General features: G+C 56.2%; 22 protein-coding genes, 1 tRNA gene and 1 riboswitch. Of the genes, 19 read left to right on the top strand and 4 right to left on the bottom strand.

The genetic code is table 11. From position 1 onward, the window contains the following. Positions 1–93 precede the first annotated feature (93 nt). From GT3570_RS08690 to yidC, 3 genes are all read left to right on the top strand, one after another. Positions 94–4,254 carry a bacteriocin-processing peptidase family protein gene (locus GT3570_RS08690; RefSeq protein WP_062898632.1) on the top strand — a complete coding sequence of 1,387 codons (4,161 nt, stop codon included), beginning with the start codon at positions 94–96 and terminating at the stop codon, positions 4,252–4,254. Positions 4,255–4,339: 85 nt separating this feature from the next. Beyond that, positions 4,340–4,606, top strand: a complete 267-nt coding sequence (locus GT3570_RS08685) for a hypothetical protein (protein WP_011231313.1) — start codon at positions 4,340–4,342, stop codon at positions 4,604–4,606. 44 nt (positions 4,607–4,650) lie between these two features. After that, positions 4,651–5,400 carry a membrane protein insertase YidC gene (gene yidC, locus GT3570_RS08680; RefSeq protein WP_013145258.1) on the top strand — a complete coding sequence of 250 codons (750 nt, stop codon included), beginning with the start codon at positions 4,651–4,653 and terminating at the stop codon, positions 5,398–5,400. A 57-nt stretch (positions 5,401–5,457) separates the two neighbouring features. Here the strand turns inward: yidC and GT3570_RS08675 are convergent, their stop codons facing one another. Beyond that, on the bottom strand, positions 5,458–5,742 hold the full coding sequence (locus GT3570_RS08675) for a hypothetical protein (protein ID WP_014195913.1): 285 nt from the start codon (positions 5,740–5,742) through the stop codon (positions 5,458–5,460). 124 nt (positions 5,743–5,866) lie between these two features. Here GT3570_RS08675 and GT3570_RS08670 point away from each other — a divergent pair, with 124 nt between their 5' ends. Continuing rightward, positions 5,867–6,418 carry a cysteine hydrolase family protein gene (locus GT3570_RS08670; RefSeq protein ID WP_014195912.1) on the top strand — a complete coding sequence of 184 codons (552 nt, stop codon included), beginning with the start codon at positions 5,867–5,869 and terminating at the stop codon, positions 6,416–6,418. 86 nt (positions 6,419–6,504) lie between these two features. Continuing rightward, positions 6,505–7,974 (top strand): nicotinate phosphoribosyltransferase, encoded by a 1,470-nt coding sequence (locus GT3570_RS08665; protein WP_014195911.1) that lies wholly within the window; start codon positions 6,505–6,507, stop codon positions 7,972–7,974. Between the two features lie 143 nt (positions 7,975–8,117). Here the strand turns inward: GT3570_RS08665 and pepF are convergent, their stop codons facing one another. Beyond that, positions 8,118–9,974, bottom strand: coding sequence for an oligoendopeptidase F (pepF, locus tag GT3570_RS08660; protein WP_062898631.1), 1,857 nt, complete (start codon positions 9,972–9,974; stop codon positions 8,118–8,120). A 93-nt stretch (positions 9,975–10,067) separates the two neighbouring features. Between pepF and GT3570_RS08655 the strand changes: the two genes are divergently transcribed. Together GT3570_RS08655 and GT3570_RS08650 are read left to right on the top strand one after the other, a co-directional pair. Next, positions 10,068–10,958, top strand: a complete 891-nt coding sequence (locus GT3570_RS08655; protein ID WP_023634583.1) for an aldo/keto reductase — start codon at positions 10,068–10,070, stop codon at positions 10,956–10,958. A gap of 12 nt (positions 10,959–10,970) precedes the next feature. Then, a complete protein-coding gene (locus GT3570_RS08650) occupies positions 10,971–13,127 on the top strand; it encodes a DNA topoisomerase III (RefSeq protein WP_062898630.1) in 2,157 nt (718 codons plus the stop codon). A gap of 75 nt (positions 13,128–13,202) precedes the next feature. On the opposite strand, the gene GT3570_RS08645 is transcribed toward GT3570_RS08650, so the two are convergent. Both GT3570_RS08645 and GT3570_RS08640 read right to left on the bottom strand, forming a co-directional pair. Beyond that, positions 13,203–13,646 (bottom strand): GNAT family N-acetyltransferase, encoded by a 444-nt coding sequence (locus GT3570_RS08645; protein ID WP_014195907.1) that lies wholly within the window; start codon positions 13,644–13,646, stop codon positions 13,203–13,205. Positions 13,647–13,768: 122 nt separating this feature from the next. Then, a complete protein-coding gene (locus tag GT3570_RS08640; RefSeq protein ID WP_162924019.1) occupies positions 13,769–14,650 on the bottom strand; it encodes a glycerophosphodiester phosphodiesterase family protein in 882 nt (293 codons plus the stop codon). 177 nt (positions 14,651–14,827) lie between these two features. Between GT3570_RS08640 and GT3570_RS08635 the strand changes: the two genes are divergently transcribed. The 12 genes from GT3570_RS08635 to cobM all read left to right on the top strand — a co-directional run bounded on the left by GT3570_RS08635 (position 14,828) and on the right by cobM (position 25,251). Further along, a tRNA-Gln gene (locus tag GT3570_RS08635) sits at positions 14,828–14,899 on the top strand. A 257-nt stretch (positions 14,900–15,156) separates the two neighbouring features. Further along, on the top strand, positions 15,157–15,642 hold the full coding sequence (rraA, locus tag GT3570_RS08630) for a ribonuclease E activity regulator RraA (protein WP_011887481.1): 486 nt from the start codon (positions 15,157–15,159) through the stop codon (positions 15,640–15,642). Positions 15,643–15,702: 60 nt separating this feature from the next. Next, positions 15,703–15,894, top strand: a riboswitch (cobalamin riboswitch). Positions 15,895–16,075: 181 nt separating this feature from the next. Further along, complete coding sequence (locus tag GT3570_RS08625) at positions 16,076–16,450, top strand: (2Fe-2S) ferredoxin domain-containing protein (protein WP_025039121.1); 375 nt, start codon at positions 16,076–16,078, stop codon at positions 16,448–16,450. 2 nt (positions 16,451–16,452) lie between these two features. Then, complete coding sequence (locus GT3570_RS08620; RefSeq protein ID WP_236612559.1) at positions 16,453–17,160, top strand: HoxN/HupN/NixA family nickel/cobalt transporter; 708 nt, start codon at positions 16,453–16,455, stop codon at positions 17,158–17,160. 1 nt (position 17,161) lies between these two features. Further along, positions 17,162–18,949: a precorrin-3B C(17)-methyltransferase gene (gene cobJ / locus GT3570_RS08615; protein ID WP_015374904.1), complete on the top strand. Its 1,788-nt coding sequence runs from the start codon at positions 17,162–17,164 to the stop codon at positions 18,947–18,949. Positions 18,950–19,161: 212 nt separating this feature from the next. Then, positions 19,162–19,989: a sirohydrochlorin chelatase gene (locus GT3570_RS08610; protein ID WP_008880154.1), complete on the top strand. Its 828-nt coding sequence runs from the start codon at positions 19,162–19,164 to the stop codon at positions 19,987–19,989. Between the two features lie 15 nt (positions 19,990–20,004). After that, complete coding sequence (gene cobK, locus GT3570_RS08605; protein WP_008880155.1) at positions 20,005–20,781, top strand: precorrin-6A reductase; 777 nt, start codon at positions 20,005–20,007, stop codon at positions 20,779–20,781. A 58-nt stretch (positions 20,782–20,839) separates the two neighbouring features. Next, positions 20,840–21,487, top strand: a complete 648-nt coding sequence (locus tag GT3570_RS08600; protein WP_014195898.1) for a precorrin-8X methylmutase — start codon at positions 20,840–20,842, stop codon at positions 21,485–21,487. A gap of 6 nt (positions 21,488–21,493) precedes the next feature. Continuing rightward, positions 21,494–22,612: a cobalt-precorrin-5B (C(1))-methyltransferase gene (locus tag GT3570_RS08595; protein WP_014195897.1), complete on the top strand. Its 1,119-nt coding sequence runs from the start codon at positions 21,494–21,496 to the stop codon at positions 22,610–22,612. Continuing rightward, complete coding sequence (locus tag GT3570_RS08590; RefSeq protein ID WP_031206571.1) at positions 22,578–23,783, top strand: bifunctional cobalt-precorrin-7 (C(5))-methyltransferase/cobalt-precorrin-6B (C(15))-methyltransferase; 1,206 nt, start codon at positions 22,578–22,580, stop codon at positions 23,781–23,783. The genes GT3570_RS08595 and GT3570_RS08590 overlap by 35 nt, the downstream gene beginning before the upstream one ends. Further along, on the top strand, positions 23,780–24,481 hold the full coding sequence (cobI, locus tag GT3570_RS08585; RefSeq protein ID WP_008880159.1) for a precorrin-2 C(20)-methyltransferase: 702 nt from the start codon (positions 23,780–23,782) through the stop codon (positions 24,479–24,481). The genes GT3570_RS08590 and cobI overlap by 4 nt, the downstream gene beginning before the upstream one ends. Next, positions 24,478–25,251 (top strand): precorrin-4 C(11)-methyltransferase, encoded by a 774-nt coding sequence (cobM, locus tag GT3570_RS08580; RefSeq protein WP_011231288.1) that lies wholly within the window; start codon positions 24,478–24,480, stop codon positions 25,249–25,251. The genes cobI and cobM overlap by 4 nt, the downstream gene beginning before the upstream one ends. Position 25,252: the final 1 nt, after the last annotated feature.

Below are 25,252 nucleotides of genomic sequence, written 5' to 3'. Positions count from 1 at the left end.
GTCGGTATTTTTGTGAAAAAATATGTGGCTGTTTTGCCGGGCTTGTTCTACACTTATAAATAGCTGGAAAAAGAATAAGGGAGTTTTCTTTGTATGAATCATATCAAACCGATCGCATTGCTCGTTGAAGAAAAACGAATCGTGGATGCCCTTGCCCAGGTGCGGCCGCATTTAGAAAACATGGGATTGTTTCAATGGCGGCCGCTCATGGCGTCATGGGACAGCATCGAGCCGTTTCGGGCGCTCATCCGGCTGTTTGATTATGCGCTCATGTACCGGCATAGCGGGCTTGTCGCGCGGTACGCCCACCGGAAGTTCAATACGTTGCAGACGCTCGCTTGGGTGTGTGATGAGTGGCTCGAGAACCGCCGGCCGCTCGATGTGGAAGAGGCGCTCACCCCGCGTCTTACAGAAGCGCTCGAAGGCCGGGTGGAGGAGCCGAGGGAATCGATCGCCCGGGCGGCGTTTGCGTTGGTGCGCGCTTTATTGGATATGCAGCGGATCGATGAGGCGCACGAATGGATGGATGTGGTTGCCCGCTATGAGACGGTGCCGATGCATGACAAGTGGGGCTATTTTTATATCGAGACCGGCGACCGGAAGCGCGCCGAACAGGTGATTCGCGCCGGTCTCGATGACCCGGAGCGCGGCGACATGTGCTATTTGCTGCTTTCGGATTTGTACGCTCTTGACGGCCGCCACCACGAGGCGCTTGCCGTTTTGGAGGAAGGAGGGCGGCGCTTTCCGCAAGTGCTGGCGTTTTACGCTGAGCGCGTGCGCCGCTTGCGCGATGTGCGCGCCTACCGTGAGGCGCTCGCGGCGATGGATGAACTTGACCGCCTGAATCCGCTTCATATGCATCGCCGTTATTTCGCCCATTTGCGCGCCGAACTGTATTACCAGCTTGACGAATGGGAGAAGCTTGAATCGCTTGTGAAAGCGGAGCCGCAGCTTGAAAAAACGCCGTACGCCCGAGCGCTTGGGCGGCAAAGGAAACGGTCGGTGGTGCTGCCGCTTGTGCCGGTCGTGCAAAAGCATAACTATTGCGTGCCGGCAAGTTTGGAAATGATGCTTCGATTGCTTGGCTCCCCCCGTACGCAGGATGAAGTGGCCCAACATATTTTTGATGTGCGCGGATCGAAATTGTCGACGACGGTTCATTATTTGGAAGAGCTTGGCTTTGTTTGCCGCTTTTTCGTCGGCTCGCCGCTTCGTTGGAAGCGGCTGATTGATGAGGACGTTCCGGTGCTGTTAAGCGTCGATTATGAACAGTCATCGCACGTGCAGGTGTTGTTTGGCTATGACGAGCGGCTTGGGGCGTTGTACGTGCAAGACCCGAATCTATTTGATCCGTTTGTTGTTTCCGAGGACGAGCTTGCCAAATGGTATGCAGGGACGCATTATTTGTCGATTGTGGCGCTTCCCCGGGAAAAAGCGGCGCTCGCCGCCGAGCTCCCCGAAGAGGAAGACCGCTATTTCCGCGAATTGCATGCGTTGGCCGAAAAGATGGATGAGGACGAGCAGGCGCATTTCGACGCGTTTGTCGCCTTTTTGCGCAAGCATGAGCACATCCCGTACACATGGCTGTATGTCATGAAGCATTTTAGCAGCGATGAGGCGAAGCCGCTTGTGTTTGATTACACCAGGCGCGTCTTGAGCGAGTATCCCGAACATAACGACTTGCTGCTGATGGCGGCGAAAGCGTATATCTACACGCAAGAAATGGAGAAGGCTGAAGACGTGCTCAAACGGGTGAAAGGAAAGGCACAAAGCCCGCTCTACCATTATTTGCGCGGCCGAATCGCCTTTTTTGCCAGCCGCTACGAAGAGGCGGCTCGCTATTTTCGCACCTCGCTCCAGTTGGACCCAGATCAGCCGGAAGTGTGGAGCTATTTCGGACTCGCCTCGGCGTACGCCGGTCATATCGAAAAAGGGCTCATCTCTTCGCGCGTAGCGGTCAGCTTATATCCGGGCGATTTGTTTATCGAAACGAACCATGGTGTGCTGTTGTTCCACGCGAAGCGGTTTGCCGAAGCGCGCGCCTGGTTTGATCGTCTTGTGCGCCGCGAACGGCGGGATGCCCAGCTTTGGTATGAGCGGGCCCGCTGCGATCGGGAGCTCGGCCGCCGGCGCAAGGCGGAACGCGGCTTTTGCGTCGCCAAAGCGCTCGACCCGCAGGAACCGTACCCGTATTTGATGTTGGCTGACTTGTATGATGACGACGGTGATCGGGAAAAAGCGAAAGCGGTGTTGGAAGAGGGATTGGCCGCCGCCTGGCGGTTGGCGCCGCTTTACGTCCGCCTTGGCGATCTCTATATGGAGGAAGGAGAGGCGGAACAAGCGGTTTCGTGCTACGAAGAGGCGATCCGCCATGACAGCGATGACGTGTTTGCCCATCTAGGCTTGGCGGCCGCCCTCGCGGAGCGCGGGGATGTGGAAGCGGCGCGCCGGTATGTAATCAAGCAGCGCACCCGTTTTGCCAACAACAGCGAATATTGGCTCAATGCAGGCAAATGGCTCATCGCCCACGGTTTCGCCGATGAGGAGGAAGGACGCGAGACGGCGCTGTCGTGGTTGGAGGAAGGGCTGCGCCTCGCCGAGTTTGATGCCGAAGAAGCGTACGAGTTTTACATCGACCAGCTGACAACGCCAACTCTTCGAGAGCGCGGCCGGGCGTTTTTGAAACAGCTTGTCTCGGCTCGCCCGAAACTCGCTTCGGCCCATTCCGCTCTCGGCGTCCTTTATGAGCGGCAAGGCCGGCCGTCCAAGGCCATGGCGTTTTACCGAGAAGCCGCCGCCATGGGCCATTGGCTTTCACTCTTCCGGCTGGCGGAGCTGTGCGCCTCGCTCGGACGCTACCAAGAGGCGAAACAACATTATGAGGCGTGTCTCAAAGCCGATCCGTCGTTTGTCCTCTGCCATTTTCGCTTAGCTGCGCTCTATGAGGCAGAAGGAAACGAAGAGCGGCAGCACGCGCATTTGCTTCAGGCGGTTCGCCTTGCTCCGCTGCGAGTGGATAGCGAACAGCTTGCAGCGATCATAGAGCCTCCGGCGCTGCTTGAGACGTTGGCCGATGCCCGTCCGCGTGGAGGAGATGTGTGGTACTATGACAGCCTCGGGTATGTATATGGAGCGCTCGGACGCCGCGATCAAGAAAAGGCGGCGGTCGAGAGGGCGCTTGCTCTTGACCCGGATCACAGTGAAGTGCTTCGTCATTACGCGAATGTGCTTAGCCGGGAAGGACGCACGAAAGAGGCAATCAAGCTGCTCGAGCGGTTGATGGTGCGCCATCCCGACGATGAATCGTTGTATTCGGCATATGTCGCCTTATTCCCGAAAACGATGCGCGGCTTAGGGAAGCTGCGCCACCGGCTGGAGCGGCTGAAGATCGGCCGTGAGGCGAAAAGCGTTGTTTATCGGAATGCGGCCGCCGCTCTCCTTCCGTATTTGGAAGAGGAACAGAACGAAAGCGACGAGCCGGTGCGGTGGTGGACAAAAGCGAAAGAATGGATGGGCAGGTTTTCCTTGTTTTCGATCGTCATTGATTTGTATGAGGAGGCGATTCGCCTCAATCGCAGCGATGCGGAAGCCTATGGGCAGCTCGCCCGCCTCTATGCGGCGATCGAGCTGGAGGACGATGCCATCAAAACGTGGCGCCGGGCGCTCGCCCGCGTTTGGGATCCTTCATTGGCGCGTGAATTCGTCGAACACTTGTTGAAGGCCGACGATGAGAAGAAGCGCCAAGAAGCCAAGCGGTGGCTTGAACGGCTAGTGGCTGATGACCCGGACGATGTCGAACTGCGCGTGTTGCAGGCGGTCGTTTGGCTTCAAGAAGGGCAGCACGAGAAAGCCGAGCGGCAGCTGGAGGCGATCGTGGCGGAAGAACCGCTCGCCCGTGAGGCGCTCATGTTGCTTGGCGAACAGTATATGGAAACGGGCCGCTATCAGGAAGCGGCGGCGCTTTGGGAGCGCTACGCCGATTGGTATCCTGAGGATGAAGAGCTGAATATGCAGCTCGCGGCTGCTTATGAAGCGGCAGGGCACATTGAGCGGGCTTTGGCTGCCATTGAACGGTGCGTCCATATGGCCAAAGATGCTCGACTTCGCTACGAACGAGCCCGCTGTCTCGCGCTGCTTGGACGCTTCGATGAGGCGAAGCAAGAGCTTGAGGCGGCATTTTCGGCTGATGAAAGCGGAGAGCTCGCCATGTTGGCGGCTGACGAGCCGGCATTTCACCGCTTGGAGCGGATGTGATCAATTGTTGCTTTTCTTTTGATGGAAAGTTTGCTATTGTATGAGAAGAGAAGATGGACGGGGCAAAAGGGGGTGGACGGGACGCATGGAAGCGCCTATTGATTTGCTTGTGTATATGTCGCTTGTCGGCGCGTTATGGATCATCATGAAAGGGTATATGGGCGCACATCGGACAGCGAAATCATTGTTTTACGAGCCGGCGTTGGCCTCGGTTCGCGAGCGGGAGGCGGGAGGAGGCGCCGAACGAGCGGCGCTTCCATGGCGCCCGCTGTTTTTGCCGCAGCGGCGGAAAATTCCCGTTCGGGAACGGACAAGCCGAACGGATGAGGATGGAAGGCCCTTTCCTTTATGATGAAACGGCATGATTTTGCAACATGATAGTAAGGAGGGCTTTTCATGAAAAAATGGGTATTGGTGCTGCTTGGTGCAGTCTTGCTTCTTTCCGGCTGCAACCGCAACGAACCGATCAATGAACATAGCCAAGGCATTTGGAACCATTATTTTGTCTACCCGATGTCGAAGCTCCTTTTGACGCTTGGGCACTGGTTTGGCGACAACTACGGCATCGCCATTATCGTGCTGACGCTCATCGTCCGTTTTTGCTTGCTGCCGCTCATTTTGAAGCAGTTCCGCGCATCACTCGCCATGCAAAAGCTGCGTCCGGAATTGTTGAAGCTGCAAGAAAAATATAAAAGCAAAGACCCGGAAACGCAGCGCAAGCTCCAGCAAGAAATGATGCAGCTGTACCAAAAGCACGGCGTCAACCCGGCGAGCGGCTGCCTGCCGGTGTTAATTCAAATGCCGATTTTTATGGCGCTTTATTACGCGATTTCGCGGACGCAAGAAATTAAAACCCACTCGTTCCTATGGGTCGAGCTTGGCCACCGCGATCCGTATTTCATTTTGCCCGTTTTGGCGGCGTTGACGACGTTCATCTCGCTCCGCCTCTCGCCGTCGATGGCCGAAGAACAAATGCCGCAAATGGCGATGATGTCGTACATCATGCCGGTCATGATCTTTATCGGCGCCAGCTCCGTCCCATCGGCGCTGTCGCTTTACTGGGTGGTTGGCGGCTGCTTCTCGATCATCCAGTCGCTCATTTTGCGCAGTCAGCTGAAAGCGGCGAAAACGGCGGAAAATAGCTGACGGATCAGTGAAAATCCCGCGCCTGCTTCAAGCAGGCGCGGGATTTTCGCTTTGCGCTTATGGTTGCGCCGCTTTGTTGATTTGATTCAGCTGATAATTGTTGAACGGCACCCAACGGAGAGGCTCAGTGTAGCTGATCATGCGAATCCGGTTTGACGCAAATTTATTCAGGAAGACGACGGATAAACCGACGGCAAGAAGCACGAGCAAAAAAACGATATTGAAAAAAAGGGGGATCATATCGGCATATCCTACTTTCTGTTTTTGTAAATATTCGTAAAAACCATTCGTCAGAAAGGAATCACTTTTCCGCTGAGCGATGGAAGGCGAGTTTTGCATCATCGGCTCGCTTTCTTATGCAATCTTCTGCTTGCCCAGATTTTGCATGCTGGAGTAGAGTAAAAGTATAGCAGCGGCAATGTACAGCAAGACCCGTTTGTTAGACAAACACGCAGGAGGGATTTTCATGAAGAGAGCACTCATTAACATCGACTACACCGTCGATTTTATCGCCGATCATGGCGCGCTCACATGCGGGAAGCCGGGGCAGGCGATTGAAGAAGAACTTGTACGGGTGACGAAACAGTTTATCGATCGTGGAGATTTTGTTGTCTTCGCCATTGACAAACATGTGGCGGGAGATCACTACCATCCGGAAACGAAGCTGTTTCCGCCGCATAACATTGAAGGGACGGAGGGCCGAAAGCTGTACGGGGAGCTCGAAGAGGTGTATCAAGCAAATAAGCATAAAGACAACGTCTACTGGATGGACAAAACGCGCTACAGCGCGTTCGCCGGGACCGATTTGGAGCTGAAATTGCGCGAGAGAGGCATCACGGAAGTGCATTTGGTCGGCTGCTGCACCGATATTTGCGTCCTCCATACGGCGGTCGATGCATACAATAAAGGCTTTCGCATCGTCGTCCACCGGCGGGCGGTCGCGAGCTTCGACGCGGCGGGACACGAATGGGCGCTCCGCCATTTTCGCCATACGCTAGGCGCAGAAATAGTGGAATAATGGAGAAAACATGATAGAATAGACGATGAACGTTCTTTTTCTCCATTCGGCGGCGCAGTCATTCGTATGTTGGAGGTTGCACATTCATGAAAAAATATGCCGATGACAGTTTGATGCTTCATACGGACTTATATCAAATCAACATGGTCGAGACGTATTGGGAAGATCGTATGCATGAGCGCCGCGCTGTGTTTGAAGTGTTTTTCCGCAAGCTGCCGTTTGGCAACGGCTATGCGGTGTTCGCTGGGTTGGAGCGTGTCATTCAGTTTTTGCAACAGTTCCGATTTTCTGACAGCGACATCGACTATTTGCGCCAAGAACTTGGTTACCGCGACGACTTTTTAGACTATTTGCGGACGCTTCGCTTCACCGGCACGGTCCGTTCGATGCGCGAAGGGGAAGTGGTGTTTGCCAATGAACCGATTATGCGCATCGAGGCGCCGCTCGCCGAGGCGCAGCTCATCGAAACGGCTATTTTAAACATTATCAATTTCCAGACGCTCATCGCCACGAAAGCGTCGCGCATTAAGCATATTCTCGGGAACGAACCGGCTTTGGAGTTCGGCAGCCGGCGGGCGCAGGAGATGGATGCGGCGCTTTGGGGGGCGCGCGCAGCGTATATCGGCGGGATTGAGGCGACATCGAACGTGCGCGCCGGGAAGCTGTTTGGCATTCCGGTCGCCGGAACGCACGCCCATTCGATGATTCAAGCGTATCAGGATGAATACACCGCCTTTTTGAAGTATGCACGCCGTCATAAAGACTGCGTATTTCTCGTCGATACGTACGATACGTTGAAGTCCGGGGTGCCAAACGCCATTCGCGTCGCGAAGGAGCTGGGCGACCAAATCAACTTTATCGGCATCCGCATCGACAGCGGCGATCTCGCCTATTTGTCGAAGGAAGCGCGGAAAATGCTCGATGAAGCCGGATTTCCGAACGCGAAAATTTTCGCCTCGAACGATTTGGATGAAGATACGATTTTAAACTTGAAGTCGCAAGGGGCGAAAATCGATGTGTGGGGGATCGGCACAAAGCTCATTACGGCGTACGATCAGCCAGCGCTCGGCGCCGTGTACAAAATGGTGGCGATTGAAAACGAACGCGGTGAGATGGTCGATACAATCAAAATCAGCGGCAATCCAGAGAAAGTGACGACGCCGGGGCTGAAGCGGGTGTACCGCATCGTCAACAAAATCAACCATAAAGCGGAAGGCGACTACATCGCCTTAGAGAGCGAAAACCCGCAGCAAGAAGAGCGGCTGAAAATGTTCCATCCGGTGTACACGTTCATCAGCAAATTCGTCACCAATTTCGAAGCGCGTGATTTGCATGTGACGATCTTCGACAACGGCCGGCTCGTGTATACGTCGCCCCCGCTTCCGGACATTCAAGCGTATGCGAAAGAAAGCTTGCGCTTGTTTTGGGAGGAGTACAAACGGACGCTCAATCCCGAGCAATATCCCGTCGATTTGAGCCAAGCGTGCTGGGACAATAAGATGGAAAACATCCGCAAGGTGAAAGAAAAAATTGCAGGCGCATCTTTAAGTGAATAACCGCCTTGGCTGCGGGGCAAGCGCATGGTGTCGCTTTGCGCGCGATCGACCGCCTTAACCGGTCCGGCGCGTTGCAGCGCAAAGCGATATTCTTTTTTCCGCCGCAATAACAAAGGTGTCCCGAACGGCGCGGGACACCTCTTTCATGTAGACCGCTGACGGTTTTGGCTTGGCAGCTGTCGATCGAGTTCGTCAACGAGTTCGGCGAAATGACCTAAGACCCGCTCGATCGGTTCGGGGCTTGTCATATCCACTCCGGCTCGCTTGAGCAGACGGATCGGATCATCGGATGCGCCGGAGCGCAAAAATTGTTTGTACCGCTTCACCGCCTTGCCGCTTGTATCGGTTTGGATGTCGCTCACAATGGTGTACGACGCCGCGAGCGAAGTGGCATATTTGTATACATAAAAGGCGTCATAAAAATGCGGGATGCGCAGCCAGCCGTGCGCGGCGCCGGGATCGGCGGCGTACGCCGGGCCGTAATACGTTTTGAGCAGGCCAAGCCAAAGATGGTTCAGTTCGTCCGCTGTCAGACTGCCGCCTTGGCGCACTTTGTCATGAATCATCCGTTCAAATTCGGAATACATCACTTGCGTGTACAACGTGCCGCGGATTTGCTCGATTTGTTCGATGAGCAGGCGGAGTTTTTCTTCTTTTGTTTTCGCCTGTTTGTACAAATAATCGAGCATGAGCCATTCGTTCGCGGTCGAGGCGACTTCGGCGGTGAAAATCGAATGACCGGAATAATGGTACGGCTGCGCGCGGTTCGTGTATACGGAATGCATGGCGTGCCCAAGCTCGTGAGCCATCGTCAATACGCTGTCGAGCGAACCGTTGTAATTGAGCAAGATGAACGGATGGGTGTCATACGCTCCCGTGTTGTAGCCGCCGGTATATTTTTTCGGGCGCGGGAAGACATCAAGCCATCGTTCTTGAAACGCTCGGTGCACCTGTTTGATATAGTCGGCGCCGAGCGGCTTGAGTCCTTCCACTATGAGCGTCTTCGCCGTTTCGACCGGAATCGGTTTCATTGTTTCGCCGACGAGCGGCACGTACAAGTCATAGCTATGGACGCGGTCAAGCCCGAGCGCGCGCCGCCGCAGTTCGACATAGCGGTGAAGCGCCGGCAAGTGGCGGCGAGTGGCGGCGATCAAGTGATCGAACACTTCCTTTGGTACGTCATCGGCGGCCAGCGCGGCGGCAAGGCCGGATGGATAGCGGCGCACGTTCGCATACAATTCATCCGCTTTGACCGAGGCATACAGCGTCGCGGCTGCGGTTTGTTCCATGGCTTCATAACTTTTGGCTTTCGCTTCAAACGCCGCCTTTCGATAGCGGCGGTCCGGGTGCTCGAGCATGGCGGCGTATTGGTCGTCGGTCAATGTCACTGTCTTTCCGTTCGGCATCTTGACAGATGGCGGCTCGTAATCGCCGCGGGCGGCGTGGTCATAAATGTTCTCCGCTTCGCCGAGCACCGGCGATAGTTTCGCGAGCAGCTGTTCTTCGCGTTTCGTGAGCGTATGCGGCTTTTGCTCACGCAACTCATGGAAGTAATAGCGGTACGCTTTCAGCGGTTTGCTTTTTTGGAGCTTCCTGAGCGTCCGCTCTGGGAGGGCGAGCAGTTCCGGCTCGATAAACGCTGTTTTCGCCGCATATTGGGCGGCGAGCGCTTCCACTTTTGCCCCGAGCCGGGCCGCCGTTTCATCTTCAATGTTGATATCGCGTTTTAAATGGGCGTAAAGCGACAGTTTTTCGAGCTTGCGGGCCGTTTGTTCGTTTAGGGCGAACAGTTTGGCGATCGTCTTCGCATCGTCAAGCTTCCCTTCAAACGCCGCCAGTTTCGGCAAGGCGTTTTTCACCGTCTTGTAGTCGCGCATCCATTCGTGTTCGGATGGGTAAATGTCGGCCACATTCCATTCGTATGCAGTTTCGGCGGCTGATGTCGGCCATGGGGAGGCCAAAAGAAGCACGGCGGCGAGCCCAAGAAGCCAGCGCTTCATATCATCACGTCCTTTCCGTTTTTTCCTCTTGTTGGTAGTATGCGCAAGCGGAACGATTTTAGCCAAAACCAAAAAAAGAAAGGGAGACGATCAATGGAACGAATCCGTTTAGCGGACGATTTGACTTTTTCCCGCCTCATTCACGGCTGTTGTCGGCTTGCGGACTGGGGCTATTCGCGCGAGCAGCTGCTCGGGCTCATTGAATTTTGTCTTGAGCGCGGCATTACGACGTTTGACCATGCTGATATTTACGGCGACTACACGTGTGAATCGCGCTTTGGCGAAGCGCTGGCGTTAAAGCCAAGCTTGCGCGGTCAGATCGAGATTGTGACGAAATGCGGCATCAAGCGGCCGCCAAAATACGGGATGAAATTATATGATACAAGCAAAACCCATATCATCGCCTCGGTCGAGCAGTCGCTCGCCAATTTCCGCACGGATTATATCGATGTCTTGCTCATTCACCGTCCGGATCCGTTCATGAATCCAGAAGAGGTGGCCGAGGCGTTTTGCCAGCTGAAACAGGACGGAAAAGTGCGCTATTTCGGCGTCTCGAACTTTAAACGTTCGCAGTGGGAAATGCTTCAGTCGTATTTGCCGTTTCCGCTCGTGACCAACCAAATCGAAGTATCGGCGTATCGGTTGGAAAATCTTGAAGACGGCACAGTTGACCTTTGCCTTGAGAAGCGCGTTCCGCCAATGGTATGGTCGCCGCTCGCCGGTGGAGCGATTTTTTCCGCTGACGATGACCGGGCGGTGCGGCTGCGCGGGACGCTTGAACAAGTGCGAGGCGAAGTGGGCGCTGAGACGATCGACGAAGTGCTGTACGCGTGGCTCCTCGTTCATCCAGCGCGGATGATGCCGATTGTCGGCTCGGGGAAACAAGAACGCATCGAGCGGGCGGTGCGGGCGCTGTCTTTGTCGCTTTCCCGCGAGCAATGGTTCGCCATTTTGCAAAGCTCCATGGGGCATGATGTGCCGTAAGGGGAAAGGACGATGAAAGTCATTATCGCGGAAAAGCCGGACCAAGGGGCGACGCTCGCCTCGATTTTTCGGACGAAAAAACGGCAAGGCTATATCGAAATTTTGCCGAATGACTTGTTTCCCAACGGGGCGTATATGACATGGGCGATCGGGCATTTGTTCCAGCTCGCAGCTCCTGAGCGGTACCGCCCCGAGTGGAAACGGTGGACGCTCAACACGTTGCCGATCATCCCGGAACGGTTCGAGTATGAGATCGAAAAAGCGAAGGCGAAACAGTTTCAAGTGGTCAAGGAACTGTTGCGAAAGCCGGAAGTGACGGAAATCATCCATGCCGGCGACGCGGGGCGCGAAGGGGAGCTCATTGTGCGCAACATCATCCGCATGAGCGGCGTCAACAAGCCGATCAAGCGGCTTTGGCTGTCATCATTGACCCCGAAGGCGATTGAGGAAGGGTTCCGCCGTTTGCTTGATGAGCAGACGACGCGCCCGCTCTATGAGGAAGCGTACGCCCGCGCCTGCGCTGATTGGCTCGTCGGCATGAACGCCTCGCGCGTGTACAGCCTCTTGCTGAAAGAGCGCGGGATGAATGATGTGTTTTCCGTCGGACGCGTGCAGACGCCGACATTGGCGCTGATCGTCCGGCGTGAACGGGAAATTGAGCAGTTCCGCCCTGAATCGTTTTGGGAAGTCGTCGCTTCGTTTGTCATCGGCGATAAGCGCTATGAAGGAAAATGGAAGGATGAAAACGGCCAAACGCGCCTCAAGGACGAGGAGATGGCGAAAAAGATCGCTGCCTTTTGCCAAGGAAAACGAGCGGAAGTCGCCGATGTCCGCACGGAGCGGAAAACGTATCAGCCGCCCCTGTTGTTCAACTTATCGACGCTGCAGGCGACAGCGAACAAGCTGTACCGCTTCTCGCCGAAAAAGACGCTTGATGTGCTGCAATCGCTCTACCAAAAAGGGATCGTTTCGTACCCGCGTTCCGATTCGATGCATGTGACGAAAGGGGAAGCGGAAACGTTCCCTGCCATTTTGCAAAAGTTGTCATCGTTTCCAGCGTACGCGCCGTATTTTCCGCTGCCGCAGCCGTCGATTTTACAGAATAAGCGTTATGTAAACGAGAAAAAAGTCACCGACCACTACGCGATCATCCCGACTGAACAAGTTGTTGCCCCGGAGAAGCTGTCGGACGACGAGCGGAAGGTGTATGATTTGGTCGTCCGCCGCTTGATTGCCGCCCACCACCAGGCGGCGGTCATCGATTATACGACCGTCACGACGCTCGTTGACGGTCGGGCTCGCTTCGTTTCGAAAGGAAGGCAGGTCGTCGAGGAAGGATGGCGCGCGGTCATCCGCCCGCATGAGGAGGAGAAAGATGCTGCGCTGCCTCCCCTTGAGCGAGGGGAGGCGGGGAAAGCGGCCGCTGTAAAGGTGAAAGAAGGGAAGACCGAGCCGCCGAAACGGTATACAGAAGGCGAACTCATCACCTTGATGAAAACGGCGGGAAAATTTTTGGACGATGAGGAACTGGAAAAAGTGCTCGCCAAAACGGAAGGGCTTGGCACGGAAGCAACAAGGGCGGCGATCATTACCATGCTGAAAGAGCGGAAGTATATTGAAGTGAAAAAGAACCTCGTGTACGCGACCGACAAGGCGAAAGTGTTGATCGAGGCGCTTGGCGGCACGATCCTCGCCTCGCCGGAAATGACGGCGAAATGGGAGCAGCGCTTAAGCGAAATCGGCGAAGGGAGCGCCTCGCCCGCCGCCTTTATGGAACAGGTGAAAAAGTTGGCGCAAAAAGTGGTCGCTGACGCCATCGCCGCCGCGCCGAATTGGAATTTCAGAGGGGTTGACACCGCCTCGATCCAGCGGACAAGGAAGAAAAAAACGATGGGCGAGAAGCTTGGGCCGTGCCCGCTTTGCGGCGGGACCGTCATCGACAAAGGAACGTTGTACGGTTGCGACCAGTACGCGAAAACAAAATGCTCGTTTACGATCTCCAAACGCATTCTCGGCAAATCGATTTCGGCGGCGAATGTGAAAAAGCTGCTGGCGCAAGGGAAAACAAATGTCATAAAAGGGTTTAAAAAAGGCGGGAAAACGTTTGACGCCATACTCGTTTGGGATGAAAACGAGAAGAAATTGTCGTTTCAGTTTCCGAAGTGGTGACGAAGGCAACAGGCGTTGGGGGATGGGAGGTTTGGCGAAAAGGCGGACCGATGGCGGCCCGCCTTTTTTTGCCCTTTACTCCGTTCGCGGCTCTTGAATCCGCTCCATCAACCGCTCCGGCTCGCTCGGCGCGGCAAAGCCGAACTGCCTGTACAGCCCGTGCGCGTCTTTGGTCGCGAGCATCACCTTGCGGACAGCGGCGACATCAGGATGGGCGAGCACGCATGATAACAGCCATTTCCCGAGACCTTGCCCACGGTATGCTTCATCGATGAACACGTCGCACAGATAGGCGAACGTCGCCCGGTCGGTGATGACGCGCGCCATGCCAATTTGCCTGTCGCCGTGAAAAAGGGAAAAGCAGAGCGAATGGTCAAGCGATTTGAGGATCGTTTCGCGGCTGCGCTCATTCGCCCAATACGAGCGGGCAAGGAAGTCAAACACGCGCTCAAGCTGGACGCGGCGGCGGTCCGTCGTCACGGTAAATGGGCCGTTTTCGTAATCGATGATCGTCCACATGATCTGGCCTCCTTTTTCTCAAATGATACACCGAATCGGGTCAAATGGGAACGATTTTCGTTTTTATTAACCATAATAACATTATGTAAACAATAAGCTCCCCCTGGCTCCCTGAAGGCCGGTCAATGGCGGGGCAGACGACGGCAGGCGGCAATGCGGCCAGGGCGGTCTGGATAATCGGTGAACAGGCCGTCAACGCCCATGGCGCATAGGCGAGCGAGATCGTGTGGTTCATTGACGGTATAGACGTGAACAATGAGCCCGCGGCCATGGGCGGCGCGCACCCACTCTTCGGTGACGGCCGAAAGCGGCAAGCCGATGCCATCGGCATAGACGGCGATTTGTTGCAGCAGCTCGTCGCGGCCGCTGTGCGCTTCCTTCTCGTCGACCAATTGAATGAGCCGAATGCCGTGCGGGATGAGCGGCCGGAGCGCTTGCAAGCTTTCCGGGTGGAACGATTGAAACATGACGCGGCGCTGTTGCAGGAAACCGTGTTTTTTCAATAGATGGACGACCGCCTCTTCGATGCCGGGCTGTTTCGTTTCGATGTACAACGGGGCTTCCACACGCTCCGCTTTCAGCATCTGAATCACCTCATCAAGCGTCGGGATGCGCTCGCCGGCAAAGCGTGGATGAAACCACGACCCGGCATCCAGCCGCCTCAGTTCAGCGAACGAAAAATCATTTACCCGCCACGGAGCACGGCGCGGGTAGACCGTTTCGGCATTTGTCGTCCGGGCGAGCGTCGCATCATGCAGAGCAACGAGCTTCCCGTCTTTGGCTGCGCGCACATCGACTTCGATATAGTCCGCCTGCATGCGGGCGGCAAGGCGGTAGGATGAGAGCGTATGCTCCGGCGCGTATCCGGACGCGCCGCGGTGGGCGATGACGGCGGTTTTCGGCTGGCTGGATGGCTGCCAGGCAGCCGCGGCCGCTAAGACGATCGGCAACGATAACAAAAACAATGTGCAAAGATAGAAGCGAAAAACCGTGATCCGGCGCATATACATCTCTCCCCTTTCAGTATATCATATCGGGAAAACAAGTGCGAGGGAAAAACGAGGTGATATAGTGGGAAAAGGATGCTTGTACCGATAGTTTCGCACATCAAGCAAAGGGATATTCAGTTTGATGCATAAAGTGCGTTATCATGCCGCATACTGTAAACGACAACAAAACGTTGGGCTATAGCCAAGCGGTAAGGCAACGGACTTTGACTCCGTGATGCGCTGGTTCGAATCCAGCTAGCCCAGCTGAACGTCTGGTCAAACCGGAGGGGCTTTGAGCCGGTGAAAACGGTCTCCGCTATATATCGGCGCGGGGCCGTTTTTTATGGTTTCAATGCGATCGGTGGAATACATCGAAGCGATTGACGGCCACACAATGGTTTGGTTCACATCGCCGCGTTCGTGTCAGTCGTTCGAATGAAAGATCGTCGACAAAAAACTGCTGAGGCAGAAGGATTTTGGCGAATGACGGCGAATGCAAAACATGAAAGGGGAGAGCGACAATGAAAACAGCCGATTTATGCGATCAATTTTTAGACGAGTTGCAAGTATGCGAGTTGCCGTTCCAATCGTACGGCGGAAAGCGGGCGTTTTCCGGGCCGATTGCGACGGTCGATGTGTTTGAAGACAACGTCCTTGTCCGAGAAGCGCTGGAGACGGTGCCGCCGGGGACGGTGCTCGTGGTCGATGGAAAAGGCTCGCGCCGCGTCGCGCTATTAGGCGACCGGCTGGCGCAAATCGCTTGCGAGAGGGGGCTTGCTGGCGTCATCATCCACGGCTGCATCCGCGATTCAGCGGAAATTGGCGCCATGCCGATTGGCGTGATGGCGATCGGCACATGCCCGGTGAAAAGCAAAAAAGAGGGAAAAGGCTCACGCGACGTTGCGCTCGAGTTTGGCGGCGTCCGCTGGGAGCCAGGGGCGTACGTGTACGCTGATGCGGACGGCGTTGTCGTCGCCAACAAAGATTTGTCGGCAAAAAACGGTTGACGGCAACGCATTGGTTGTACTACGATGAAAACGGATGCTTGTTCCATGACAGCGCATATATGGCGGTAAGACAAACAAGGTGCCTAGCCCGCTTAGGGCTTGGGTGAAAAGGGAAGCTCGGTGAAAATCCGGCACGGTGCCCGCCACTGTGATGGGGAGCTTTGCGGCAACAAGTCACTGAAGGATGCTTCGGGAAGACGCCGCCAAGCGATGATCCTAAGTCAGGAGACCTGCCTTGTTTGGATCGGACGGATGCCTACGGGACTATAGGCAGACGTGCGGGAGAATGACGGCTTTAGGGGCCCTGTTTGGGCCGTTTACGGCTTTCGTATACATTTTTCTGCACCTCTGCTGTAGAGGTGCTTTTTCTTTTGTCGAAAAACCGTCCGTCTGCCGCATTTCATTCTACCATTCTAGCAAAAGGGGGGATTTGGTGGCGACGTGGGATTTGCGGGGAATGAAGCATCATGTGCTCATTTGCAACGGAGGGACGTGCCTCCGCCATGGCGGAGATGACGTGACAACCGCGGTGCGCGAGGAAATCGCCCGCCTTGGGCTTGACGACGCTGTCCATACAACAAGGACGCGCTGCAACGGACGCTGTCAAGATGCGTGTGTGATGATCGTCTACCCGGATGGCGTCTGGTACCGGTTGATGACACCGGAGAAGGCAAAAGAGGTCGTCCATCGCCATTTGCAAAACGGCGAGCCGCTTCGCGCGTGGGCGACGTATGAATACCGTGAAGACGGGTTGACCCGTCTTGGTGGGACGGAGTCGGTTATTGGCGTTCGAAAGAGGAGGACGTAATGATGGAATGGGCCAGTTATGTAATGTTAGCGATATTTCTCGGCATGCGTCATGGGATGGACAGCGACCATGTCGCGGCCATTGCGGATATGGTCGGAAGCGAGTCGCGGCGAAGACAGCAGTTGGCGCTCGGAATCATGTACGCTATTGGACACGGAGCAATCGTGTTTGTCATGGGGGTGGCGGCGCTCATGGTCGGCGCCCGGCTTCCCGAGTCGTCAGCCGCCGCCATTGAGCTCTTAGTTGGCGTTACGCTTGTGCTTCTTGGCGGGATGATGCTTTTTTCTCTTTTTCGGCGGGGTGAGGTGAAAAGCCGGTTTCAGCTCCTTTATGAGTTCGGCCATACGGTTACTCGATGGCTGCGGGGAAGGCGGGAAATGGACAGTTGCCGTTCTTTTTCGCATGTTGGTTGGGCTGGCGCCTTGATCATCGGCATCATTCATGGCATTGGCGTCGAAAGCCCGACCCAGCTAGCCATTATCACCCACGCGGTCGGAAAAGTGCGTGTGAGCGCCGCTGTCCTTCAGCTTGTGCTGTTTGTCGCCGGCTTGCTCATTGCGACGATTGCTACAGCGGCTGGATTATCGTGGGGATTTTGGAAAGCAAAGCAGCGGGAACGACTGTTTTATGTCCTTGGTGCGGTCACAGGGATTTACAGCATATGGTTAGGGATGTCGATGATAATCGAGATATGGAGAGGGGGGCTGTAAAGTGGGCGGCAAATTGCTCATTGTCGGCTTTGGCCCGGGAAGCGTCGACCATATGACGAAACGGGCTCGGGAAGCGATTGAAGAAAGCGACGTCATCATTGGCTACAAAACGTACATCGAACTTGTGCGCGATCTGATTGTCGGAAAGGAAATCATCAGCACGGGCATGACGGAAGAGGTGAGCCGCGCCCAAGCGGCGGTGAAATGGGCGGAGCGCGGCAAAACGGTCGCCGTCATTTCAAGCGGTGACGCCGGGTTGTACGGCATGGCCGGGCTCGTGTATGAAGTGCTGATCGAAAAAGGGTGGACGAAAGACAGCTCGATTGAAGTCGAAGTCATCCCCGGCATTTCCGCGATCCATTCGTGCGCCGCGCTGCTTGGCGCACCGATTATGCACGATGCGTGCACGATCAGCTTGAGCGACCATTTGACGCCGTGGGAGCTGATTGAAAAGCGGATTGACGCCGCCGCCGCGGCCGATTTTGTCATCGCGCTTTACAACCCGAAAAGCGGACGGCGCACTAGACAGATTGTGGAAGCACAGCGCATCCTGCTCCGCCATCGGTCTCCGGAAACCCCGGTCGGTCTGGTGAAAAGCGCGTACCGCGAGCGGCAGCATATCGTCCTCACCGACTTGGCGCATATGCTTGACCATGAGATCGGCATGTTGACGACGGTGATTATCGGCAACTCAACGACATTCGTCCATGACGGCGTGATGATCACGCCGCGCGGCTACCAGCGCAAGTATCAACTAGCAGCCGCCGTCCAGCCGCTCAAACCGCATGAACGGCTGCGCAAAGAAGCGGAGCCGTGGGCGCTTGACCAGACGAAACCGCTGGAAGATGAGGACGAAGGAAGCACGGGGGCATCAGGACCGTCCGAAGCGGCTGTCCTCGCCGGGGACAACCAGAAGGATCGTGCTTTCACCGCCTTGGCCACCGCGGTTCGACCGTCGTCTGTTGCCGCGGCCACGAAGGAGGCCGAGCCAACGCCGCTGGCTGCCGTTTTGCCGCCGCTTGCTGCACCGCTGGCAAAAACAGCCAAACGGCAGCCGACCGCCGCGCCAAAACGGGTGAAAGAAACAGCCGAAGACGCGCTCGCCGCTTTAGAGAGACGGAAAACAAGAAAGACGGCGGTCGTGTTGTTGGAAGCGGCGGTGAGCCCGGGCGTGGCCAATAAACAGTTCACCCCGGAACAGCTCATCGTGCTTGCGGAAGTGGTAGGGATGGATGGAAAAATGACCTACACACCGGATCATTATATGAAAATCGAACGGTTGACAGAGGACCCAGATGGGCTTGTGGCCCGTCTCGTTGACGCCGGACTGATCGTGATGCCGGTCGGTGATGTGCTGACGGTGAAGGCATGTGATTTTTGCGATGGAGAGAAAAAAGACGCCATTCCATACGCGGAGGAATTGGCGCGCCGGTTTGGCGGCATGGCGCTGCCGAAAGAGTTGAAGCTTGGCATCAACGGCTGCGGGATGGCGTGCTACGGCGCGGTGCACGAAGACATCGGGCTTGTGTACCGGAAAGGGAAATTTGATTTGTTTTTGGGCGGGAAAACGGTCGGCCGCAACGCCCATCCCGGCCAGCTCGTCGCGGAAGGCATTCCGCCGGAAGAAATTGTGGCGGTTATGGCAGAAATCATCGAACAGTATCAAGAACAAGCACATCCAAATGAACGGTTTCATAAGTTTTTCCGCCGCGTGAAGCAAGTCGGACGTTTTTCACACGAAGAGGCAAAACCGGCCGCGTCCATCGAAATGCCGGCTTGCGGTGAGTGACGGAAGCATGCGTTATATAAGTGCAGCTTGAACGTCTGCAGATGTCGTTGGTGTCGAAGCGACGCATCTTTTTCCGACAGTCGATCGAATAACCGGCTGGTTCCATAAAAGAGCATAGATGGGCGCCTCGCATTTGGATGAAGCGCCCATCGAGTCATTGCGCTTATAGGGAACGGCGGAAGACGTCCGCTAACAAAAGGGGGAAAACAAGGATGAGAGCCATTTTATTTGTCGGCCATGGCAGCCGCGACCCGGAAGGGAACGAGCAAGTGCGGCAGTTTGTCGACCGCCTGCGGCCGCGTTTGCGCGATTCGTTTCATATTGAAACAAGTTTTTTAGAATTTGGCCGTCCGTCGATCGGCGAAGGAATCGAACGCTGCGCCGAAGCCGGGGCAATGGAAGTGGCGGTCATTCCGCTCATTTTATTGCCGGCCGGGCATTCGAAGCTGCATATCCCGGCGGAAATCGATGAGGCCAAAGCGCGCTATCCGCATATGGTGTTCCGCTACGGCCGCCCCATCGGCGTCCATGAGCAGACATTTGCTATTTTGCGCGAACGATTGCAAGAAATCGGCGAGCGGCCGGAGCAGCCGGATGACGGAACAGCGGTCATTTTGCTTGGCCGCGGCGGGAGCGATCCGGATGCGAACAGCGACTTGTATAAAATCGCCCGCCTCTTTTGGGAACAGACCGGCTATGCGCTCATCGAGCCGGCGTTTATGGGCGTGACGACGCCGTCGCTTGATGATGCTGTCCGCCGCTGTCTCATGCTCGGAGCTAGGCGGATCGTTGTTCTTCCGTATTTTTTATTCACCGGCATCCTGATTAAGCGGCTTGAGCAGCAAATGGCGCAATACCAAGCTGAGCACTCGCATATCTCGTTTGCGCTTGCCGGCTATTTTGGATTTCATCCGAAGCTTGAGGAGATCGTGCTTGACCGCCTCAACGAGGTGCTCGGCCAAACGGTGGCGATGAATTGCGACATCTGTCAATATCGGCTGCACGCCGCCCATCATCACCATCATCATCACCATCATTGAAGGAGGAAGCGTCCGATGATTTTATTGTTAGCTGGAACAAGCGATGCCCGCGAATTGGCGGTGATGATCCAACAAGCCGGCTATAACGTAACCGCGACGGTCGTCACCGATCACGCGGCCGAACAGCTCCGATCGGCCGGCATTCGCGCCTATGTCGGCCGCTTGGATGCGTCCCAGCTTGCCGATCTGGCCAAAGCCGAGGGGGCCAAAGCGATTGTGGACGCGAGCCATCCATTTGCTGAAGAGGCGTCAAAAAACGCCATGCAAGCGGCAGCAGACGCCGGGTTGCCCTACATTCGCTACGAGCGGCAGGCGTCTTCGTTTTCATCCGAGAAGGTGACATTTGTCGACAGCTATGAAGAAGCGGCTGACTTGGCGGCGGAAAAAGGCGGCGTCGTGATGCTGACGACCGGCAGCAAAACGCTCGACATTTTCGCCGCGAGGCTCATCGGTCGCCCGGACGTCAAGGTGATTGCGCGGATGCTGCCGCGGAAAGACAATCTCGACAAATGCGAGCGGCTCGGGTTTTCCCAAGAGCAGATCGTCATGATGCAAGGGCCGTTTACGAAAGAGCTCGATCGGGCGCTATACCGCCATTTTGGCGTCACGGTCGTCGTCACGAAAGAAAGCGGCAAAGTCGGGTTTGTCGATGAGAAAATCGCTGCCGCCGAGGAGCTCGGCATTGATGTCATCGTCATCCGCCGCCCACGGTTGTCATACGGCATCGTGCATCACGATTTTGCCGGCGTGCTCGAGGCGTTGAAGCAGCATGCGCCGCTTCCGGCCGTGTAAAGAATGGGATTCTAGCGGCCGCTCATGCAAGCGATCATGAAGAAAGGAGAGAATTGTCATGGACTTCCATACAACATTTCGTCCGGCGACGGTGCAGCCGGAACAAATTGAAGCGCGCAGCTTTCAAATCATTGATGAAGAGATCGGCGAGCATTCATTTACAGAAGAACAATACCGAATCGTTCAGCGCGTCATCCATGCATCGGCTGATTTTGAGCTGGGCAAAAGCCTCATTTTCCACCCGGATGCGATCCGCTCAGGCATTGATGCCATTCGCAGCGGCAAGCTCGTCGTCGCCGATGTGCAAATGGTGCAAGCCGGCGTCAATCAAGCGCGGCTTGCGAAGTTCGGCAGCGCGGTGCGCGTCTATATTTCTGATGAAGACGTGATCGCTGAAGCGAAACGGTTGAATACGACGAGGGCGATTGTGGCTATGCGCAAAGCGGTGAAAGAAGCGGAAGGCGGCATTTTTGCCATCGGCAACGCTCCGACAGCGTTATTGGAGCTCATTCGCCTCATCAAAGAAGGAGAGGCGCGGCCGGGATTGGTGATCGGCTTGCCGGTCGGATTCGTCTCGGCGGCGGAATCGAAAGAAGAATTGGCGAAGCTCGATGTGCCGTTCATCACCAACCGCGGCCGCAAAGGAGGAAGCACCGTGACCGTCGCTGCCTTGAATGCTTTATCGCTGCTCGCCGAGCGAGCGTGACGAACGATGGAAACGAAAAAAACGCTGCGTGAAGGGTATACGACCGGATCGTGCGCGACAGCGGCAACGAAAGCCGCGCTCACGGCGCTCATCACTGGCCAAGTGCAGGCGGAGGCGACGATTCGGATTCCGATCGGGCGGGTGGTGACCTTTTCGCTCGCCTCTTGTTCGTTCGATGGCGAAACGGCGACGGCCTCGGTCGTGAAGGATGGCGGCGATGACCCAGATGCGACGCACGGCGCGCTCATCGTTTCCACTGTCTCGTGGGCCTCGTCGCCGGGCGTTCATATCGACGGCGGTGAAGGGGTCGGACGCGTCACCAAACCCGGCTTGCCGGTGCCGGTCGGGGAAGCGGCGATCAATCCAGTGCCGCGGCAAATGATCCGCGAAGCCGTCAATGAAGTGCTGGCGCAATACGGTCTACATCGCGGGGTGAAGGTCGTCATTTCTGTGCCCGGCGGCGAGGAAATCGCCAAAAAAACGTTGAACCCGAGACTAGGCATCATTGGCGGCATTTCGATTTTGGGGACGCGCGGCATCGTCGTTCCGTTCTCCACCGCCGCCTACCGGGCGAGCATCGTGCAGGCGCTTCAAGTGGCGAAAGCGAACGGCTGCCGCCATGTTGTCATCACGACCGGGGGGCGGAGTGAGAAATACGCCATGCAAGAATATCCACATTTGCCGGAAGAAGCGTTTATCGAAATGGGCGATTTTGTCGGCTTTACGCTGAAACAATGCAAACGGCTTGGCATCAAGATGGTGTCGATGGTCGGGATGATGGGGAAATTTTCGAAAGTCGCTCAAGGAGTGATGATGGTGCACTCGAAAAGCGCCCCGGTCGACTTTGGCTTTTTGGCTGCCATCGCCGAGCAGGCAGGTGCTGGCCCAGAACTGGTGGCTGCGGTGCGCGGCGCGAATACGGCGGCGCAAGTCGGCGACATGATGCAAGAGGCCGGTTGCATGAAGTTTTTCGAGCTTTTGTGCGAAGCGTGCTGCCAGGCGGCGCTTCACGAAGTGGGAGGCGGTCTGACGGTGGCGACGTCCATTTACACAATGAACGGACAACAATTAGGAAAGGCGGTGCAGACCGATGGGGACGATGAAGTTGATCGGTGTGGGTGCTGATGGGCAAGCAAGTCTTCCTGAGCTGTATCGACGCTGGATTGATGAAAGCGAGCTGCTTGTCGGCGGCGAACGGCAGCTGGCGATGTTTCCTGAATACAAAGGAGAAACGATCATCATCCGCCGCGGACTGGCGGAGCTGGTGGAGCGGCTCCGCCATGAGACGCGCAACACGGTCGTGCTTGCTTCCGGCGATCCGCTCTTTTACGGCATCGGCAGCTATTTGGCCGGCAAATTGCCGATCGACGTGTATCCGGCCGTCAGCTCAGTGCAATGGGCGTTTGCGAAAATGGGCGAGTCTTGGCAAGACGCGGCGTTTGTCAGCGTCCATGGCCGGCCGCTCACCGGTTTGGCTCAGCGGGTCGACGGGCGGCGCAAAGTCGCCATCTTAACCGATGAGACGAACTCGCCGGCCGCCATCGCCCGCTATTTGCTCGAGTACGGCATGACGGAATATGAGGCGTTTGTCGGCGAGGAGCTCGGCGGGCCGAATGAGCGATGCCGGTTTTTCAAGCTAGAAGAAATGGCAGAAACCGAGTTTCTTCCATTAAATATAGTCATTTTGCGGCAAACCGCTCCTGGTCCGATTTGGCCGCTCGGCATTGACGATGATGAATTTTTCCAACGCAAGCCGGACAAAGGGCTGATTACAAAGAAAGAAATTCGCGTCTTAAGTGTAAGCGCCTTGCGCTTGCGCCCGGACAGCGTCGTCTGGGACATTGGGACGTGCACCGGTTCGGTCGCGATTGAAGCGGCGAAAATCGCCCGCGACGGGGCGGTGTTTGCGATTGAAAAAAATGAATACGACCTCGAGATTTGCCGGCAAAACTTGCGCAAATTCCGCGTTGACATCACGCTTGTGCACGGCAGGGCGCCCGATCGGCTCGATGAGTTTGCCGACCCGGATGCCATCTTTATCGGCGGCACGTCAGGCGCGATGTCGCCGTTGTTGGACGTCTGTGCGAAACGGCTGAAGAAAAATGGACGCATCGTGATCAACGCGGCAACGGTTGAGACGCTTGCTGAAGCGGGCTGCGAGCTGCGCAGCCGTGGATTTCATGTTGACATCACGCTCGCGCAAGTGTCGCGAAGCAAGCCCATTTTAGAGTTGACGCGCTTTGAGGCGCTCAATCCGGTGTATATCATGACAGCCAAGCGGGAGGGAGACGAATGACCGGCACGTTGTACGGCATCGGTGTTGGCCCGGGCGATCCAGAGCTCATGACGGTGAAAGCATACCGCCGCCTAAAAGAAGCGGATGTCATCGCCTATCCAAAAAAAGGGCGGCAAAGCAAAAGCTATGCGGAACAAATTATTGATGCGTATTTTGCGCCAGAGGAAAAACGGCGGCTCGGCCTGCATTTTCCGATGACAAAAGACCGAGCCTTGCTTGAGCCGAAGTGGAACGAGGCGGCGGACGCCATTTGGGCGGAGCTGTCGGCCGGGCGCGATGTCGCGTTTGTGACCGAAGGCGATCCGCTGTTGTACAGCACGTTCATCCATTTGATGCACGTAATGGAGCGCCGCTATCCGGAAGCGCCGATTGAAGTCGTCCCCGGCGTCAGTTCGGCCAACGCTGCTGCCGCTAGGCTTCGTCTGCCGCTGGCGGATGGTGATGAAACCGTGGCGATCGTGCCCGCCCGCGACGATGTTGAGGCGATGAAAGCAGTGCTTCTTGAGCACGATTGCGTTGTCTTTTTTAAAGTGGCGAAAGTGATCGATTTGCTGGTTCGTCTGTTGCGGGAACTCGATTTGCTTCATCGCGCCGCTGTTGTGACGAAAGTGACGTCCGGCGAGGAAGTCGTGTGGAAGGTCGAGGAGCTCGACGGAGCGGAACTCGAATATTTGACATTGATGGTGGTGAGAAAGTGAAGCTGTATATCGTAGGGGCGGGGCCGGGAGCGCCGGATTTGATCACGGTTCGCGGCGCCGAGCTTCTCGCTGCTGCCGACGCCATTTTTTACACCGACTCGCTAGTGAGCGCGGAATTGATCGAGCGCTACCGGAAGCCGGATGCTGACGTTTTCCATACCGCCGGCATGCATTTAGAAGAAATGGTCGCGGCAATGGCGGAGCAAGTGAAACAAGGACGGCTTGTCGTGCGCGTCCATACCGGTGATCCATCGATTTACGGGGCGACGCTTGAGCAAATCGCCTTGTTGAAAGAAGAAGGAATTGAAGTGGAAATCGTCCCCGGCGTCAGTTCGGCGTTTGCCGCCGCGGCCGCCGTGCAGGCGGAGCTCACCGTTCCGGAATTGACGCAGACGGTCATTTTCACCCGCGCCGAGGGGCGGACGCCGATGCCGCCGCGTGAGAAATTGCAGGAGCTGGCGCAGCATCATTGCACGCTCGTTCTTTTTTTAAGCGCGACGCTTGCCAAAAAAGTAAGCGCGGCGCTCCTTGAAGCGGGCTGGAGCGGTGATACGCCTGTCGCGATCGTCTATAAGGCGACATGGCCGGATGAAGTCGTGATTCGTTCCACCGTTGCCACAATGGCTGACGATATGCGGCGCCATGGTGTGACGAAACACGCGATCATGTTGGCCGGTTGGGCGCTCGATCCCCATATTCATGAGCGCGGCTACCGTTCGAAGCTGTACGACCGCACGTTTACGCACGGATATCGAAAGGGGGAGAAGTAAG

Source organism: Geobacillus thermoleovorans, from assembly GCF_001610955.1.
In the GTDB taxonomy this organism is placed as follows: domain Bacteria; phylum Bacillota; class Bacilli; order Bacillales; family Anoxybacillaceae; genus Geobacillus; species Geobacillus thermoleovorans.
This window is presented reverse-complemented; position numbering and strand designations above follow the sequence as displayed.